This window comes from Polynucleobacter sp., assembly GCF_044342855.1.
In the GTDB taxonomy this organism is placed as follows: Bacteria; Pseudomonadota; Gammaproteobacteria; order Burkholderiales; family Burkholderiaceae; genus Polynucleobacter.
In genome coordinates this window covers 1-14,170 of record NZ_JBIIPA010000023.1, presented here as the reverse complement: position 1 = coordinate 14,170, position 14,170 = coordinate 1, and the positions used below count along the sequence as shown (strand labels likewise).

The 14,170-nt window shown below is 46.2% G+C and carries 12 protein-coding genes and 1 pseudogene; 10 read left to right on the top strand and 3 right to left on the bottom strand.

Annotated elements, in window-relative coordinates:
• The first annotated feature begins 70 nt into the window (after positions 1-70).
• Positions 71-775, top strand: coding sequence for a response regulator transcription factor (locus ACIQZ3_RS08170; protein WP_397392079.1), 705 nt, complete (start codon positions 71-73; stop codon positions 773-775).
• 672 nt (positions 776-1,447) lie between these two features.
• On the opposite strand, the gene ACIQZ3_RS08165 is transcribed toward ACIQZ3_RS08170, so the two are convergent.
• A complete protein-coding gene (locus ACIQZ3_RS08165; RefSeq protein ID WP_397392077.1) occupies positions 1,448-2,191 on the bottom strand; it encodes an OmpW family protein in 744 nt (247 codons plus the stop codon).
• Positions 2,192-2,574: 383 nt separating this feature from the next.
• Between ACIQZ3_RS08165 and ACIQZ3_RS08160 the strand changes: the two genes are divergently transcribed.
• From ACIQZ3_RS08160 to ACIQZ3_RS08150, 3 genes are all read left to right on the top strand, one after another.
• Positions 2,575-3,384, top strand: a complete 810-nt coding sequence (locus tag ACIQZ3_RS08160) for a metal-dependent hydrolase (RefSeq protein WP_397392075.1) — start codon at positions 2,575-2,577, stop codon at positions 3,382-3,384.
• Between the two features lie 21 nt (positions 3,385-3,405).
• On the top strand, positions 3,406-5,250 hold the full coding sequence (locus tag ACIQZ3_RS08155) for a sensor histidine kinase (RefSeq protein ID WP_397392073.1): 1,845 nt from the start codon (positions 3,406-3,408) through the stop codon (positions 5,248-5,250).
• Between the two features lie 125 nt (positions 5,251-5,375).
• Positions 5,376-6,062 (top strand): response regulator, encoded by a 687-nt coding sequence (locus ACIQZ3_RS08150; RefSeq protein WP_397392071.1) that lies wholly within the window; start codon positions 5,376-5,378, stop codon positions 6,060-6,062.
• Positions 6,063-6,286: 224 nt separating this feature from the next.
• Here ACIQZ3_RS08150 and ACIQZ3_RS08145 read toward each other — a convergent pair whose 3' ends face one another.
• Both ACIQZ3_RS08145 and ACIQZ3_RS08140 read right to left on the bottom strand, forming a co-directional pair.
• Positions 6,287-6,820, bottom strand: a complete 534-nt coding sequence (locus tag ACIQZ3_RS08145) for an RrF2 family transcriptional regulator (RefSeq protein WP_397392069.1) — start codon at positions 6,818-6,820, stop codon at positions 6,287-6,289.
• Between the two features lie 341 nt (positions 6,821-7,161).
• Positions 7,162-8,390 (bottom strand): annotated as a pseudogene (locus ACIQZ3_RS08140) (ISL3 family transposase).
• 643 nt (positions 8,391-9,033) lie between these two features.
• On the opposite strand from ACIQZ3_RS08140, the gene aroQ reads away from it, so the two are divergent.
• The 6 genes from aroQ to ACIQZ3_RS08110 are packed head-to-tail and all read left to right on the top strand — an operon-like array spanning position 9,034 to position 14,000.
• Positions 9,034-9,483, top strand: a complete 450-nt coding sequence (gene aroQ / locus ACIQZ3_RS08135; RefSeq protein WP_397392067.1) for a type II 3-dehydroquinate dehydratase — start codon at positions 9,034-9,036, stop codon at positions 9,481-9,483.
• Positions 9,484-9,519: 36 nt separating this feature from the next.
• Positions 9,520-9,984: an acetyl-CoA carboxylase biotin carboxyl carrier protein gene (gene accB, locus ACIQZ3_RS08130; protein WP_397392065.1), complete on the top strand. Its 465-nt coding sequence runs from the start codon at positions 9,520-9,522 to the stop codon at positions 9,982-9,984.
• Positions 9,985-10,036: 52 nt separating this feature from the next.
• Positions 10,037-11,416, top strand: a complete 1,380-nt coding sequence (accC, locus tag ACIQZ3_RS08125; protein ID WP_397392063.1) for an acetyl-CoA carboxylase biotin carboxylase subunit — start codon at positions 10,037-10,039, stop codon at positions 11,414-11,416.
• An 18-nt stretch (positions 11,417-11,434) separates the two neighbouring features.
• A complete protein-coding gene (gene prmA, locus ACIQZ3_RS08120; protein ID WP_397392061.1) occupies positions 11,435-12,436 on the top strand; it encodes a 50S ribosomal protein L11 methyltransferase in 1,002 nt (333 codons plus the stop codon).
• Positions 12,381-12,983 (top strand): DUF3426 domain-containing protein, encoded by a 603-nt coding sequence (locus ACIQZ3_RS08115; RefSeq protein WP_397392059.1) that lies wholly within the window; start codon positions 12,381-12,383, stop codon positions 12,981-12,983. The genes prmA and ACIQZ3_RS08115 overlap by 56 nt, the downstream gene beginning before the upstream one ends.
• Before the next feature lie 57 nt (positions 12,984-13,040).
• Positions 13,041-14,000 (top strand): carbohydrate kinase family protein, encoded by a 960-nt coding sequence (locus tag ACIQZ3_RS08110; RefSeq protein WP_397392057.1) that lies wholly within the window; start codon positions 13,041-13,043, stop codon positions 13,998-14,000.
• The last annotated feature ends 170 nt before the right edge of the window (positions 14,001-14,170 follow it).

Genomic DNA, 14,170 nt, shown 5'->3' with positions numbered 1-14,170 from the left:
ACAGGGAATTATTCGCAGCGGGCTAAATATATAAATACTGCAAATGACATCAGTCGCCTCAATTTCCAGCATGAATAACGCCACCATATACATCGTGGATGATGACGAGGGTATGCGAAATTCGCTCAAGCTAGCACTAGAGCAGATGAAATACCGGATAAAGGCATTCTCTTCGCCCGAGTTATTTCTCCATAATGCCCAAGACATCGAATCCCCGGGGGTGGTTCTGCTTGATATGCAGATGCCTGAAATCACTGGGGTTGAGATCCAAAATGAGCTGATGAAAATGGGTATTTGCACTCCCATCATTTTCATGAGCGGCCAAAGTCGCCCACAACAAATTATTGATAGCATGCGAAATGGTGCTTACCATTTTCTATTAAAACCATTTGACCTAGGCACCCTTAAAGAGTGCATTGAAAAAGCTCTAAAAAAGGATGATAAAAACAGGGTTTTAATTACCAAATACAACGCCTTAACTCCAAAAGAAAAGGAGACGTTTCAAGAGCTAGCCAGTGGCAAACTGATCAAACAGATTGCTCTTCAACGCAAGGTATCAGAATCAGTCATCAAACTTCACAAGGCCAGAGCCATGGAAAAGCTAGGCATTAAATCGCTTCAGGCACTCACCTTGGTCCACGAAGAGTTGCAACAACACCTCAAACAATCAACTCACGAAGATTTTGGAGTTGAAGAATGCATTACTGAGTTTTCTAGCAATAATCGCAATGTAGCGCCACCTGCAGAATTGTTAACCGCGGTGATGGCACCATGATGGCTGTCCACCACCTCCCGGGATAACCAAGGGCCTGGCTCCATGCCATTTTTTTGTCGTATAAAACAACTCAAGCGCTTTTTTTCAGAGCTGCCAGCTTAAATCCAGGCCGGGTATCTCATACCTCAAATTTAACGTATGCGCCAACCTGACGCAGGTTAAGAAAAAATTTTCGCTCAGCAACCCACTCACGCAAAGCATCGACCGCATTAATGATCGCACTCAAGAAAACGATTTGCAGGCAGGGGGTTAATACGCCTTATTCAGATTTACCCCATCAAGGCTGGCCTGGTCCTTGGGTGTTGCGAGCTTAAGAGGCTGAAGATCCGACCCTTGCACGCTTGCCGACCCAAAAGCACAAAGGCGCACATGGCCGCGCTTGAGTTTTCCGTCGGCATTCATGGGCATATTGTTCTACCGCAAACCTGCAGTTGACCGGATTGATTCTGTGGCCGAGGCACTTAGGCCAATAGCCTTCAGGCGAAACCCAGGAGCCCCAACTCTGGAATAGCCCTATGCCCCAACAATAACCGCCGGCGTTAACATGGCCCTTAACCTGAGATGCGCCTTTACCACCCTGCCATTGACCCCAACTGCTTTCTGCCCATCAAATCGCAGAGCATTTGCTTATCGCGGCCCCAGCCTTGCGAGGCTAGCTCTCAAGCATTTAGTTTAGAAACGATATCCCAACTTAAGCCCATATTCCATCGCCGATATTCTTAAGGTGGTACTCGTGCTAGTTGTGGCACCAGCCTCAGGTGTCGATCCATACATGGTTAATACAGTCTTCATCGGGACATAAGTTACACCAGCACCAACAGACCAGTTGCGATCAAGTGCATACAAAGCGCCAGCGCTAAGGACTGGAGACCAAACTGCATCCATCTTGGCTCCTTGATTAGCAACACCATTTCTGTAAAGCGCCGAATCACTAGATACCGAGACCCCGGTAAAGCTAATATAAGTAACACCCAACCCGAGATAAGGGCGTATGGATGCCTGGGGATCAAAAAAGAAATACTTCGCCTGCGCTACGGGCGCAAGAGCATTAGCAGAAATCGCATTGTTATCAGCCCCAAAAGACGGCGCATAAAAACTTACATTCAATTTGGGTGGGTATCCAATTTGAAGCTCTCCGGCCAAATGGTCTGTTAGAAAATAAGCTAAGGCCATGCTGAAAGGAGTAGCCCCACCAATACTGGCGCTAGCGCCATTTAAATTAGACTGGAGCAAGGGCACCACCACGCCATAGGGGTCGGAACCAGATACCAATGGATCGGTATTGCTCACCGTCGGCATCAGCCGACTCACGCCAAGGGACGCCAGGAAGTCTCCAGCCCCCTGCGCATGGACATGCGAGGAAAATAAGAGGGCACACAAAAATTGAGTAAGAGGGGCAAGGTATTTCTTTAGCATGGTGTTTAAGTATCAAATAGGGGTTTTTGCCAATTAAGGCTTTTTAACCAAGCGTGGAATTTTATCCGAATTTTTGGAAATACCCGCTCGCCGCCGCACAACAACCCCAATCACCCAAAGCCATTAGGCAATGAATTCACCTTCTGAGCGCTTTTTTCATCGGGCGTCAGTAAAATTGCCGGCACAACTTCAGAGTACAGTGAATATGCACACACGGTTTATAGCGGGCAACGCAAGCAGTAACATGGTAACAATTTAAGACTAAACTAGAGGGAATAAGTTACGCATTCACCCCCTCCAAGGAGGCTACCGATTATCGAGAAGTTGTGGGTCTTTATTTTTTAAAGGCACAGGCATTGCTGAAAAAATATTTGACGAAAATAATGCAAATCAGAAAAATTCAATTTCAACTTTTAAAAGAGATTGAGCCGTTGTGGCTTGCTAACAACAGCTTTAAGACGCAATTTTTTAATACCCTATCCATGTTCTTCCCCTTCGGAGAGGGCTATTTCATCGAAACCTTTAGGGATATCACGCGTAAAAATTTAGTACGGGACCTTGCGCTGAGTGAAAAAATTCGCATCTTTACCGCCCAAGAAGCCATGCATAGTCATGCACACCAGGAATTCAACGACTACCTCCATGACCAAGGTCTACCCTTTACTCTACTGGGGTGGTTTGAAGTGCGCTCGTCTATCTTCAATAAGATTCACAGCCACACAACCAAACTTGCAGTGACTATGGCCTACGAACATATTACCGCCATTTTTTCCTACCTAGCCCTCCGGGACAACCTTCTTGGTGATGTCTGCGACCAAAACCTGAAAAGAATGTGGCTATGGCATGCATCCGAAGAGATTGAGCATAGATCCATCGCTTTTGAGCTATATCAACATATTGGCGGGGGATACTGGCGCCGCCAATATGGCATGCTCTTTGCCATTCTCAATATCTGCATTGACACCAGTGCACAAGTCATTTTAAACCTTTATAGATCTGGTTTACTGTTCAAGCTTAAAACGTGGCGCGAGGCATATGGATTTATGTTTGGCAGGGATCGCTTCATCCCATTGTCAGCCCGCAAACTATACCCCTTCATCAAGCCTCAATGGTATCCACCAGAATTGGGTGTTAACTTGGCAGAACAATGGCTCAAGGAAAATAGCGACTACTTTAGGGTGCTGGGTAAATAGCCCGATCAAAACAGAGTGTTAATGTTCAATTTCAAAAAATATTCGAATAGCTTTCTATATTGCGCCATTGCAAGTACCTTACTTTATCTTGCGCCAGCACTCCATACCGCACTCCCTAAAAATCTCACCGTCATCAATCATGGACTAATTGCCCGTTCGGATGCAACCAAGATGGAGGATGTGCCTCCCTCGGCATGGAAGACCATTGAACTACCTCATGCCATACCAGAAGTTGGCAAAAAAAAAGGTGCGGTGGAATGGATTCAATTTGAATATGACGACAGCAAGGTGGACTCCAATTCTGTAGGCGTTCTCATTGAAGATCTTCCACACGGTGGCTCAATCTATTTTGACGGCAAGTTACATGATGTTGTGCCATCCTCCAACGAAACCAATCAAGTTCTTAATAGTGGGGTCAATAGCGGCACATTACTAATACATTACGAAAAAGACCCCGATAATTCTCGACACACTATTGCCGTCCGCAGTTATGTTTCATTCTCTTACAATCTCATTTCCGCAGTATTAATTGGAGACTACCTCAGCACCAATAGCTACCGCGATCGTCTCATCTTCTGGAATACCATCGTCTTGTCTGGCGCGCAAACCTTATGCATATGCGTTGCCGGCATCCTCATCTTCTTGCTCGCATCGGATTGGCGCAATCAAAAACTGCAAGGATTCTTATCGCTGGCGATTCTTTGGCCCTGGTGGCTTAGCTGGTCCCGACCCGAATTAGTACCCTATGAATGGTGGGCTCCGTGGCGCGCTACTCTTTGGGCTAGCTGCATTGGACTCTTCTTTAGCGTTACCTTTGTTGCCTATACCCTCATCAAAGAAAAGATGCCAGGCTGGTTAATATGGTACTACGCAGGTGCCGTCATATTGGCAGTGACGCTCAGCTTTTTTGATGAAATCCACTTCATGGTGAACGCTCTCGTCTTGATCCAACTTACAGGACTGATATATGTCACCTCCTTCATATTAAAGATTGCGATAGAAAGGCGCAGCTTCCCCTTATTTAGCATGTTTCTATTTCTCACTATCTCCTCTTTTGCTACGCTGCATGACTGCCTTTACTGGATCGGCACCCTCCCTGCCGTCTCCATCCTCGCTACCGCTATTGGCATACCCAGATACCTCGTTCAAACACAAACGCTTACTCACCTGATTGTTTTTCCCACCATATCTTTGGTGGCATACGAGGCAATCAAAGCCATCAAACGCAGTTTTGAAATGCAGTATGAATTAATAAGTGCCGCACAAAGAGAGCGGAATATTATCGCTCGCGATCTACACGATAGCTTAGGGGCAACCCTCACCCTGGCTAATATACAGGCGCAAAATGACAACCTTACCGTTGAAAGCGCAAAGCACAACATTGGACAAGCGCTGAACGAATTAAGACTCATTCTTAACGGGTTTAATGAGGCCACCCCGAATCTGCCCGAAATCATTGAAACCATAGTAGAGCAAGCAAGAAAAAGCTTAGGCGCCAACCGCACAATAGCTATTAACTACAACTTACCTTACTCTGAAGATGGGCCCGAAATTAGTCAAACTGCGGGACTTAACTTAGCCAAAATTGCCAGGGAGGCCATTACCAACGCCATCAAACACTCAAAATGCACGCAAATTATGCTCAACCTATACTACCTGGGACCAGAAATCATGCTTGAGATTGGCGATAACGGCAAGGGGTTTGATACCTCCAGGGCAGATCTAGATAGCAAGTCGAATGGGTTGCGGAACATGCGTTTCCGCACTGAGGAAATTGGTGGAAAATTAACCATCGAGTCCACGCCTGGCAATACCATTGTGTCCCTTTTTATCCCAACTGGAGATTTACGGAGTGGCTCAGGGTAATCAAATAGGATCTGGTCTTGGACAATACTATGGTAGCGTTGCCTATCGCGGTCAAATTTACGCACAAAGGCAAACAACTTCACCCACATTAAAATATAGATCAATCTCCCCCCACAAATACACTCATGCTCCATACTCCAACTGAAATGAGCTTTAATGCGCCCCCACCACCAAAAATACGAGTAGTTTTGGTCGAAGACAACCCTCAATTTCTCAATCGTTTTGAAAAAATTATTCTTGAATCAAATTCATGCATTCTCAAAGGCAAAGCGACCACCGGAGCAGAGGGGTTAGACCTTGTTAAAAAGGGTGGCTACGATATGCTACTGTGCGATATTGGCCTGCCCGACTTCAGCGGCATTCTGGTAATGCAAGCTTCTGCAGCCATCCAACCTGGTGCGGATATCATGGCGGTCACCCTCTTCGGGGAAGAGGATAAGGTGATGGATAGCCTGGCAGCAGGTGCCAAAGGATACATCCTGAAAGATGATTTCCCGGAAGATTTCATCAAAACAATTCAATCCCTGCGGGCGGGGCACTCCCCAATTAGCCCTAAGATTGCAAGGGGGCTTCTGAAACGCTTTGGCATAACCCCAAAAAAAAGGCGGCAGCCACCCTCCTCACTAACCAAGAAGGAGGTGGTCATCCTAAAACTTCTCGCCACTGGAAAGCCAATGAAGACAGTGGCTAAGGAGCTCGATGAAAGTATTTTTTCAATTAACTTTCACGCTAAAACTATTTATCGGAAAATGGGCGTGAACTCAAAAATAGAAGCAGCCAATCTAGCCGATAAGAATGGTTGGCTAGAATAAGACTGGCCGATAAAGATGAAGGCCCTCTGAAATGCCTGATTTTTAGGGGGTATGACACCTCTACTTTAGGTAAATCAATGTCTTAGAAAAAATCTCGCAAAGGCTGTTTTGGCGAAACCCGCAACGTAACTTGAGATTTTTTGAACCCAACCCGCTTAACGATAGATTTACTGAAGCTTTTGGCGGGCTCATTGCCGAAGAAATCATCGGGCAGGGCCTAAGCCCTATTTTTGCAATATAAATTTACCAAAGCTAAAGACAGAGTTTGGCCCCAAGGCTTGTCGCCCCTTCTTGGTTGGGATTTTGGGAGATATTTTGACCGACTGCTTACGCTCTTGCGCTCTTGCTAGTTTGGCCCCAAGGGTCTCAAGAGTGGGGTCAATCTTAATGGGGGTGCTAGCAAGAATCTGATCAAGCGTGATTTGCGACATTTGGTTTTGCATATGCGCTTCTAGAGCAATCCATAACTGTGCGCTAAGGCCACTTACTCGAGCTTGCGGATCAATCGTAGCGTCAATAATATCTTTTACAGAAATATCTCTTAGATTTTTTGCTAAAGAATAGCCACCACCAGGGCCTCGATGACTGGAAATCAGTCCGGCAGCCTTAAGTTTGGAGAATATCAGCTCAAGATAGGAGCGAGAAACTCCCAGCCCCTTGCTGACAACAGGCAAGGAAATCGCATACCCTTTTTCCGTATGTCCAGCGATGTCGAGCATGACATCAACTGCAATCTTGCATTTAGCGGTAATTCTCATAAGGCAAATATACCGCAAGCATGAGCAATCTAAAGAAATTCTTGCAATTGAGGTCGGGACTAATAAATTTAATAAAAACATAGGCTTACAAAAAAATCTCGCAATGGGTTTTGCCAGATTATGAATAATTTATCAGCAGCGGGGGGTTCGAAAAATGTTAAATACGGAAATTAACCTATTTTGGAGTCGGTAACTTCCAAGATAAGCTCCAAAGCCTTACAACATCCAACGATTGAATCTCAAGCTGCCTTGCAAACTACACCTAAACTTCTATGCACTCATGGGGACTAGGGTTTTCATGAATAACCTAGGGGGCAGTAGTTAAATACTTTAATTTGGCTCTACGTGAAATACAGTGGGTAACTAAATTTGAGCTTCCCACACAGAAAATAAATCATGTTGATGAAGTTCTGGATATTGCGGTAGCCACGAGCCCTTCTTTTGGCTAGCTGCACTTTGTGGTTAATGCCTTCTAAGATGCCGTTAGTTAACCTGGACTCTGCAAATCGGATGATGCCGTCCCAGTGCGCCTTGACGGTTTTAGAAAACTTACCAAACGCCGGTATGCTTGCCAAATCAACCTCATCAAACCATTGGTTCAGAAAAGCGCCGGCAGCCTCTTTGCTGGGCATCGTCCATAGGTCGTTAAAGAGAGTTTTAAGTCGACAAGCCTCGCCTAGATTGGGGTACGCTCGTACTAAAACTTCTAGCTCCTGCCTTTTGGCGGCGGACAAGTTCTGCGGGTTCTTTAAGAAGGTGTACTTATGACCCTGAAGTTCAATATGGTCTGCGCGCTCGGACTTGCGCACCTGATCCATCGCTTCATTAAGCAACTTGACCACATGAAAGCGGTCAAAGGTAATCTGCGCCTGTGGAAAACATTGCGCAACCCCGGCAATATAGGCGGGTGACAGATCCATGCTGGCTTCTTTGATTTGTGCCGCCATTACCCCTTTGCCAGCCAGATGCTCTTTGATTGAGGCAATCGTCTCGTTGCCTTTGCCGGGTACGACATGGATGACGCGATGCTCGTCCATGTCGACTCCTAGAGTGACATAGTTGTGACCTTTTTTGGTGGAAGTCTCATCAACCCCTAAGCGAGTAATGTCGGCTGAATCATCATCGAGGCGAGCCTCACTAACCCAGTGGTTAAAGACCACCTAGATACGTTGGGGTAGGGCCTGCATTACTTCTGCCACCCGATTAACAGGCATCTCACGCTCAATCAAGGCCAAAACCAATGCTTCAAACAGCAGCGTAAAGCCGCTGCCAGAGCGAGCCCAAGGTGGGGTTACCGTGACGACCTTGCCATCAGAAGTGGTAATCCGAGGTAAAGAACAATGCAAATAACAGGTGTGTTAAAAAAGCTCAAGTGCTGCCAGCGACGAGGAACAGTATCGTGAACTGGACAGAGCGCCCCAGACTCATCGACAAAGCGAGACCCTCTAGGAAAATCAATGAAAAGGTGTAGCTCGCTTTGACCCGTATCCGAAGATGGAAACTCTACTTTTTGCACCTGCCATGGTGCAGGCAGTCCCAATGCTTGGCTAAATAGGTGTTCGCTGTTCATGGGTAAATTATCGTTTACCCACTACGAATCACATAGGGCCAATTATTCTTCTGGGAAATGCCTTGAAGGCGGTTCATCAAGAGGGTGTTACCAAACTTGATCTTGAGGATTCGGATTTGGGTGGGGTATTGAAGACCTATTTTGACCTATCCGTCCGCGAGGCGCTATAAGAAAGTCGGGTAGCCGCAACAAGCTTTCAAAAACCAATCTGGGCTGAACGGTTGAATTGGCCGTAATCAGAAGTAGAATTTTCTCAGAGCGCTATTTAGCCCTACTAAAAGACGAAAGATTGGAAAATATGGGCATTTCCAAATTACTTAAGTCAGGGCGGAATGCTAGAAACTCAGGCCCCTGCTGGGATGACGCCTACCGAGCAATGAGAGTCAGATGTCATGCATAAAATGGTTTTGCAGATTTTTTACTGTGGCTTTTATTTTTCATTAAAATAGACTAAATGCTGTTAAAATTATCCATCTCCTTTTATTTTAAGAAATAATATTTAATCTATTAATGAAGGCCATTTTCCATGTCTCGGTAAATTTAGTTCTTTTTAAAGTTATACTGAAAGCGATTGACTGGGGTCTTATTTCAATGGGTCGCCAGCGGCTCAATTAAACCTAACTGCCTCTAAAAATATCGATCTATGTCGAAAAATACTTTAATTCTCGTTATCCAAGGCCCCAACCTCAATCTGCTAGGGACCCGTGAGCCAGAGGTTTACGGCAAAACTACCCTAGAAGATATTCATACCAAGCTTAGCATCATCGCCAAGTCTCACTCAGTCGATTTATCTACCTTTCAAAGCAATCATGAAGGTGAGCTGATTGACCGAGTTCAAAAAGCTAAACAAGATGGGGTGGATTTCATCATTATTAATCCAGGCGCCTTTACCCATACTAGCGTCGCCTTACGTGATGCCTTAGCTGGTGTTGCTATCCCATTCACTGAAGTACACCTATCCAATATTCATCAGCGTGAAGAATTCCGCAAACATTCCTATCTGTCAGATATCGCCACTGGCGTGATCTGTGGACTAGGGGCAATTGGATATGAATTGGCCTTGCAAGCAGCAATCGCACGTTTACAAAAATAAAGATTAATTAAGAATTACAAGAGAGGAAGCCTTTCCATGGACTTGAGAAAACTAAAAACCCTAATCGACCTCGTTTCTGAATCAGGAATTTCTGAATTAGAAGTGAATGAAGGTGAAGATCGTGTTCGCATTGTGAATGCCGGATCTCCAGCTCCTGCCGGTCAAGTGGTTTACGCTAATCCAGCACCGGTTCAGGCAATGCAAGCCGCTCCCGCAGCTGCGCCAGCCGTTGCCGCACCAGCTGCCGAAGAAGCGCCTGCTGAAACTGGTTTTGTAGCTCGCTCACCAATGGTGGGAACTTTCTATCGCGCACCAAATCCCGAGTCTCCAGACTTTGTCAAAGTCGGCGATACGGTCAAAGTTGGTCAAACGCTGTGCATTATTGAAGCGATGAAGCTTCTCAATGAGATCGAATCCGAGCAAGCTGGTGTCATCAAGCAAATTCTGTGTGAAAACGGTCAAGGTGTTGAATTTGACCAGCCGCTATTCATCATCGCTTAATAGATCTCTCTTAGATCCATTCCAATCCACCGTTACTTAACTCAGAGCCGACATGTTCGATAAGATTCTGATTGCCAATCGCGGAGAAATTGCTCTCCGTATCCAACGCGCATGTCGCGAGTTGGGAATTAAAACTGTAGTGGTCTATTCGACTGCAGACAAAGAAGCTAAATACGTAAAGCTTGCAGACGAAGCCGTCTGCATTGGGCCCGCTCCATCACCACTGAGCTACCTCAATATGCCTGCCATCATTTCAGCAGCAGAAGTGACTGATGCTGAGGCGATCCATCCTGGCTATGGCTTTCTGTCTGAGAATGCCGACTTTGCTGAGCGTGTTGAGAAATCCGGTTTTGCATTCATTGGCCCAACCGCCGCTTCAATCCGACTGATGGGCGATAAGGTTTCAGCTAAACGCGCCATGATTAAAGCGGGTGTACCTTGCGTTCCTGGATCTGAAGGCGCATTGCCTGACAATCCAAAAGAAATTATTACTACAGCAAAGAAGGTGGGTTATCCGGTCATCATCAAAGCTGCAGGTGGTGGTGGTGGTCGTGGTATGCGCGTAGTACATACCGAAGCCGCCCTTCTGAATGCAGTCAATATGACCAAAGAAGAAGCTGGTCGTGCTTTTGGTAACCCAGAAGTCTATATGGAGAAGTTTTTAGAGAAACCTCGCCACGTAGAGATTCAGATTTTGGCTGATACCCATGGCAATGCTATTTGGTTGGGCGAGCGTGATTGCTCAATGCAACGTCGCCATCAAAAAGTGATTGAAGAGGCTCCAGCACCAGGCATTGATCGTCGCTTGATTGCGAAGATTGGTGAACGCTGTGCAGAGGCCTGCAGAAAAATTGGTTACCGTGGCGCTGGTACTTTCGAATTCTTGTACGAAGATGGCGAATTCTTCTTTATTGAGATGAATACCCGCGTTCAAGTTGAGCACCCAGTTACCGAAATGATTACTGGCGTTGATATCGTTCAAGAACAAATTCGCATTGCTGCAGGCTTAAAACTCAGTTATCGCCAGAAAGACATTGTTTTCCGTGGTCACGCCATTGAATGTCGTCTGAATGCGGAAGATCCATTTAAGTTCACACCAAGCCCAGGCAAAATTGGTTCATTCCACATGCCAGGCGGCCCTGGAATTCGTGTCGACTCACATGCCTACAGTGGTTATGTTGTGCCATCCAATTACGATTCAATGATCGGCAAGCTGATTTCTTACGGCAATACTCGCGAACAAGCGATTCGTCGTATGCAAATTGCGCTTTCTGAAATGGTGATTGATGGCATTACAACGAACGTACCTTTGCATCGTGAACTCATGCTCGATCCGAACTTCATGGAAGGCGGAACTAGTATTCACTACCTAGAGCATCGTCTCGAAGAGCAAGCCGCTAGTCGCGGTAACCCGAAGTCCCAGGTCAATTGATGTCCGTTTGGAGTCAACATGTCCTATCGTGAACTCGTTTTCACGGTACCAGCAGAAATTGCAGAGCCTTTGGGTGATGCATTGCTGGAAGTGGGTGCACTCTCCGTCACCGTTGAAGATGATGCTGCTGGTGGTTACGATGAAAACCCGCTTTATGGCGAGCCAGGACTCTCACCTGAAGTTCAGGCTTGGGATCGATCTTCAGTAACAGCGCTCTTTAATCCAGAGCTTGATGATTCGGATGCGGTGAACTTCATCCCTGAGCTCCTCGCATCTCTCAAAGAAGGGGGGTTCAATCTTCCAGCTCCGCAAGAAAAGATTGTTGAGGAGCAAGACTGGGTTCGCTTAACGCAAAGTCAATTTGCCCCAATTCAAATTGGTGAGCGTATTTGGGTAGTTCCTTCTTGGCATGAAGCACCTACTGACCCGAATGCAATTTGCCTAGCGGTAGACCCAGGTCTCGCATTTGGTACAGGCAGCCACCCTACTACGCATCTTTGCTTGCTTTGGCTTGAGCAAACTACGCAACTTTCGAATCAAAGTTTGCTCGATTACGGTTGTGGATCTGGAATTCTGGCAATTGCCGCTGCGAAACTGGGATGTAAACCAGTTATAGGTACCGATATCGATCCACAAGCCATGGTTGCAGCTCGCAGCAATGCAGAAATCAACAATGCGACTATTTGCTTTGTTCTGCCTAATGAAAATTCGCCAGAACTTGCTGCAGAAACCAAATACGACATCGTGATGGCTAATATCTTAGCCAATCCACTACAAGTTTTAGCGCCTGCCTTGGTAAACAAGATACGTCCAGGGGGAAAAATTGTTCTCTCAGGCGTTCTAGCTCGCCAAGCAGAGGAAGTCATTGCAACTTACAGCCAGTGGTTAACTCTTTCCGTCTGGAAAGAGAGTGAAGGCTGGGTCTGCTTGCACGGCACGCTACCTACGCAAGGTGATAAATCGAGTGCTAACGTCAAAAACACAGACACTTTGTTGCCGGCTCAAAAAAAAAAGTCCTAAATTAATCCTTCTTGGTCTTTTTTTCCTCTTGCTCATTATTTTTGGCGAGCATCTTTCTAGAAACTCTTTACTGCCAACACTAGCAACGCGTGTGGATGGCAGCTCTTCTGCCATCGCAACAAGTAGTTTTTCTCTTCTACAGAAGTTGGATGAGCAATTGTGTCGCGCACTAGGGTGTGTAAATCGTTCTGTGAGCGATTTTGCGGCTTGGAAAATAACTTCGGTCACCCTTTCACCTGAAAACGCGCGAGAGGGCCTTAAAAACGCTTCAAATCAATCAGCGTTGCAAGTTGAAATACAAAATCGTCTTGCGACCCCTGTTTTATTCCCAAATTTGGAAATTTCTCTCACGGATGCAGAAGAATCGGAGATTAAAGCGATTCAATTTTCTCCACAAGAGTGGTTACCTACTGCTTGGCAAGAGTCGCATCCGGATTTTTTGCGTCATGGCGCCCCTTCCGGTGAAATCTTTTCTTCCGCATTGTTGATTTCCCTCCCGCAAAATGCTGCAGGCTATCGCGTCAGAATTTTTTACCCTGAAAAATAGACTGCAAACCCTCAGTCACACTTATTCCAATTGATTTTTATTAGAAAGTAATTATTTATGGCCAGCTTGATCTGCGGCTCCATCGCTTACGACACCATCATGAACTTTGAAGGCAAATTTGCCGATCAAATCCTGCCTGAACAGATTCACATCCTTAACGTTGCCTTCCTCGTCCCCACAATGCGCCGTGAATTCGGTGGTTGCGCAGGCAATATTGCCTACAACCTAAGCCTACTTGGTGGCGACCCCATCATCATGGCAACGGTAGGTGGTGACGCAGCCCCATATCTTGATCGCCTCAAACAACTCAAGATTGATGCAACGCACATCCGTCAAATTGAACAAGCATTTACTGCTCAGGCAATGATCACTACCGATCAAGCTAATAATCAAATTACCGCTTTTCACCCTGGCGCAATGGGCGAATCTCACCTAAACCAAGTTTCTACTGTGGTTGCAGAACGCAGCAAGAATGCCAAGGGTGCAGCAAAGTTTGGGATCGTTGCTCCAGATGGCCGCCAAGGAATATGGGAACACTGCCATCAGCTAGCCGAAGCAGGTATTCCATTTGTATTTGATCCGGGCCAGGGTTTGCCGATGTTCAATGGTCCAGAACTGTTAGAACTCGTAGATGTTGCAAGCTACCTTGCCGTGAATGACTACGAAGGCGAAATGCTTTCCCAAAGAACGGGGCTGAGCTTAGCAAAAGTAGCTGAAAGAGTGAAGGCGTTGATTGTCACCAAGGGTGCTGAAGGCGCGGATATCTACTTTGAAGGTAAATGCATTGCGATTCCGCCAGTACCAGCAGCAAAAGTGATTGATCCAACTGGTTGCGGCGACGCATTCCGAGGTGGATTGCTATTTGGATTAGAAAATGGCATGGACTGGGAAACTACTGGCCGATTAGCCAGCTTGATGGGTTCAATCAAAATTACCCACCAGGGACCACAAAATCACCAAATGAGCAAAGATGAAATTGCCGCTCAATTCAAATCAGCGTTTGGATTTGCCCTCTAAAACCAATAATTCTTTGAAGTAGATCGAGTAGGCTGAGGGATTGCTCCCTCAGCCCTCTAACACCACCGTAGGTGCGGTTCCGCATACGGCGGTTCAAATAGCGCGCTGAAGATTTTGGTGGGTTGACACCAAAGACACCAGCCCCATTTGCGTAAAGTATTTAGGTGGAC

Bases quoted from the DNA above. Each gene is read 5' to 3' on its own strand.
- ACIQZ3_RS08170 (WP_397392079.1), top strand. From the start codon at position 71: ATGAATAACGCCACCATATACATCGTGGATGATGACGAGGGTATGCGA.
- ACIQZ3_RS08165 (WP_397392077.1), bottom strand. From the start codon at position 2,191: ATGCTAAAGAAATACCTTGCCCCTCTTACTCAATTTTTGTGTGCCCTC.
- ACIQZ3_RS08160 (WP_397392075.1), top strand. From the start codon at position 2,575: ATGCAAATCAGAAAAATTCAATTTCAACTTTTAAAAGAGATTGAGCCG.
- ACIQZ3_RS08155 (WP_397392073.1), top strand. From the start codon at position 3,406: ATGTTCAATTTCAAAAAATATTCGAATAGCTTTCTATATTGCGCCATT.
- ACIQZ3_RS08150 (WP_397392071.1), top strand. From the start codon at position 5,376: ATGCTCCATACTCCAACTGAAATGAGCTTTAATGCGCCCCCACCACCA.
- ACIQZ3_RS08145 (WP_397392069.1), bottom strand. From the start codon at position 6,820: ATGAGAATTACCGCTAAATGCAAGATTGCAGTTGATGTCATGCTCGAC.
- aroQ (WP_397392067.1), top strand. From the start codon at position 9,034: ATGTCGAAAAATACTTTAATTCTCGTTATCCAAGGCCCCAACCTCAAT.
- accB (WP_397392065.1), top strand. From the start codon at position 9,520: ATGGACTTGAGAAAACTAAAAACCCTAATCGACCTCGTTTCTGAATCA.
- accC (WP_397392063.1), top strand. From the start codon at position 10,037: ATGTTCGATAAGATTCTGATTGCCAATCGCGGAGAAATTGCTCTCCGT.
- prmA (WP_397392061.1), top strand. From the start codon at position 11,435: ATGTCCTATCGTGAACTCGTTTTCACGGTACCAGCAGAAATTGCAGAG.
- ACIQZ3_RS08110 (WP_397392057.1), top strand. From the start codon at position 13,041: ATGGCCAGCTTGATCTGCGGCTCCATCGCTTACGACACCATCATGAAC.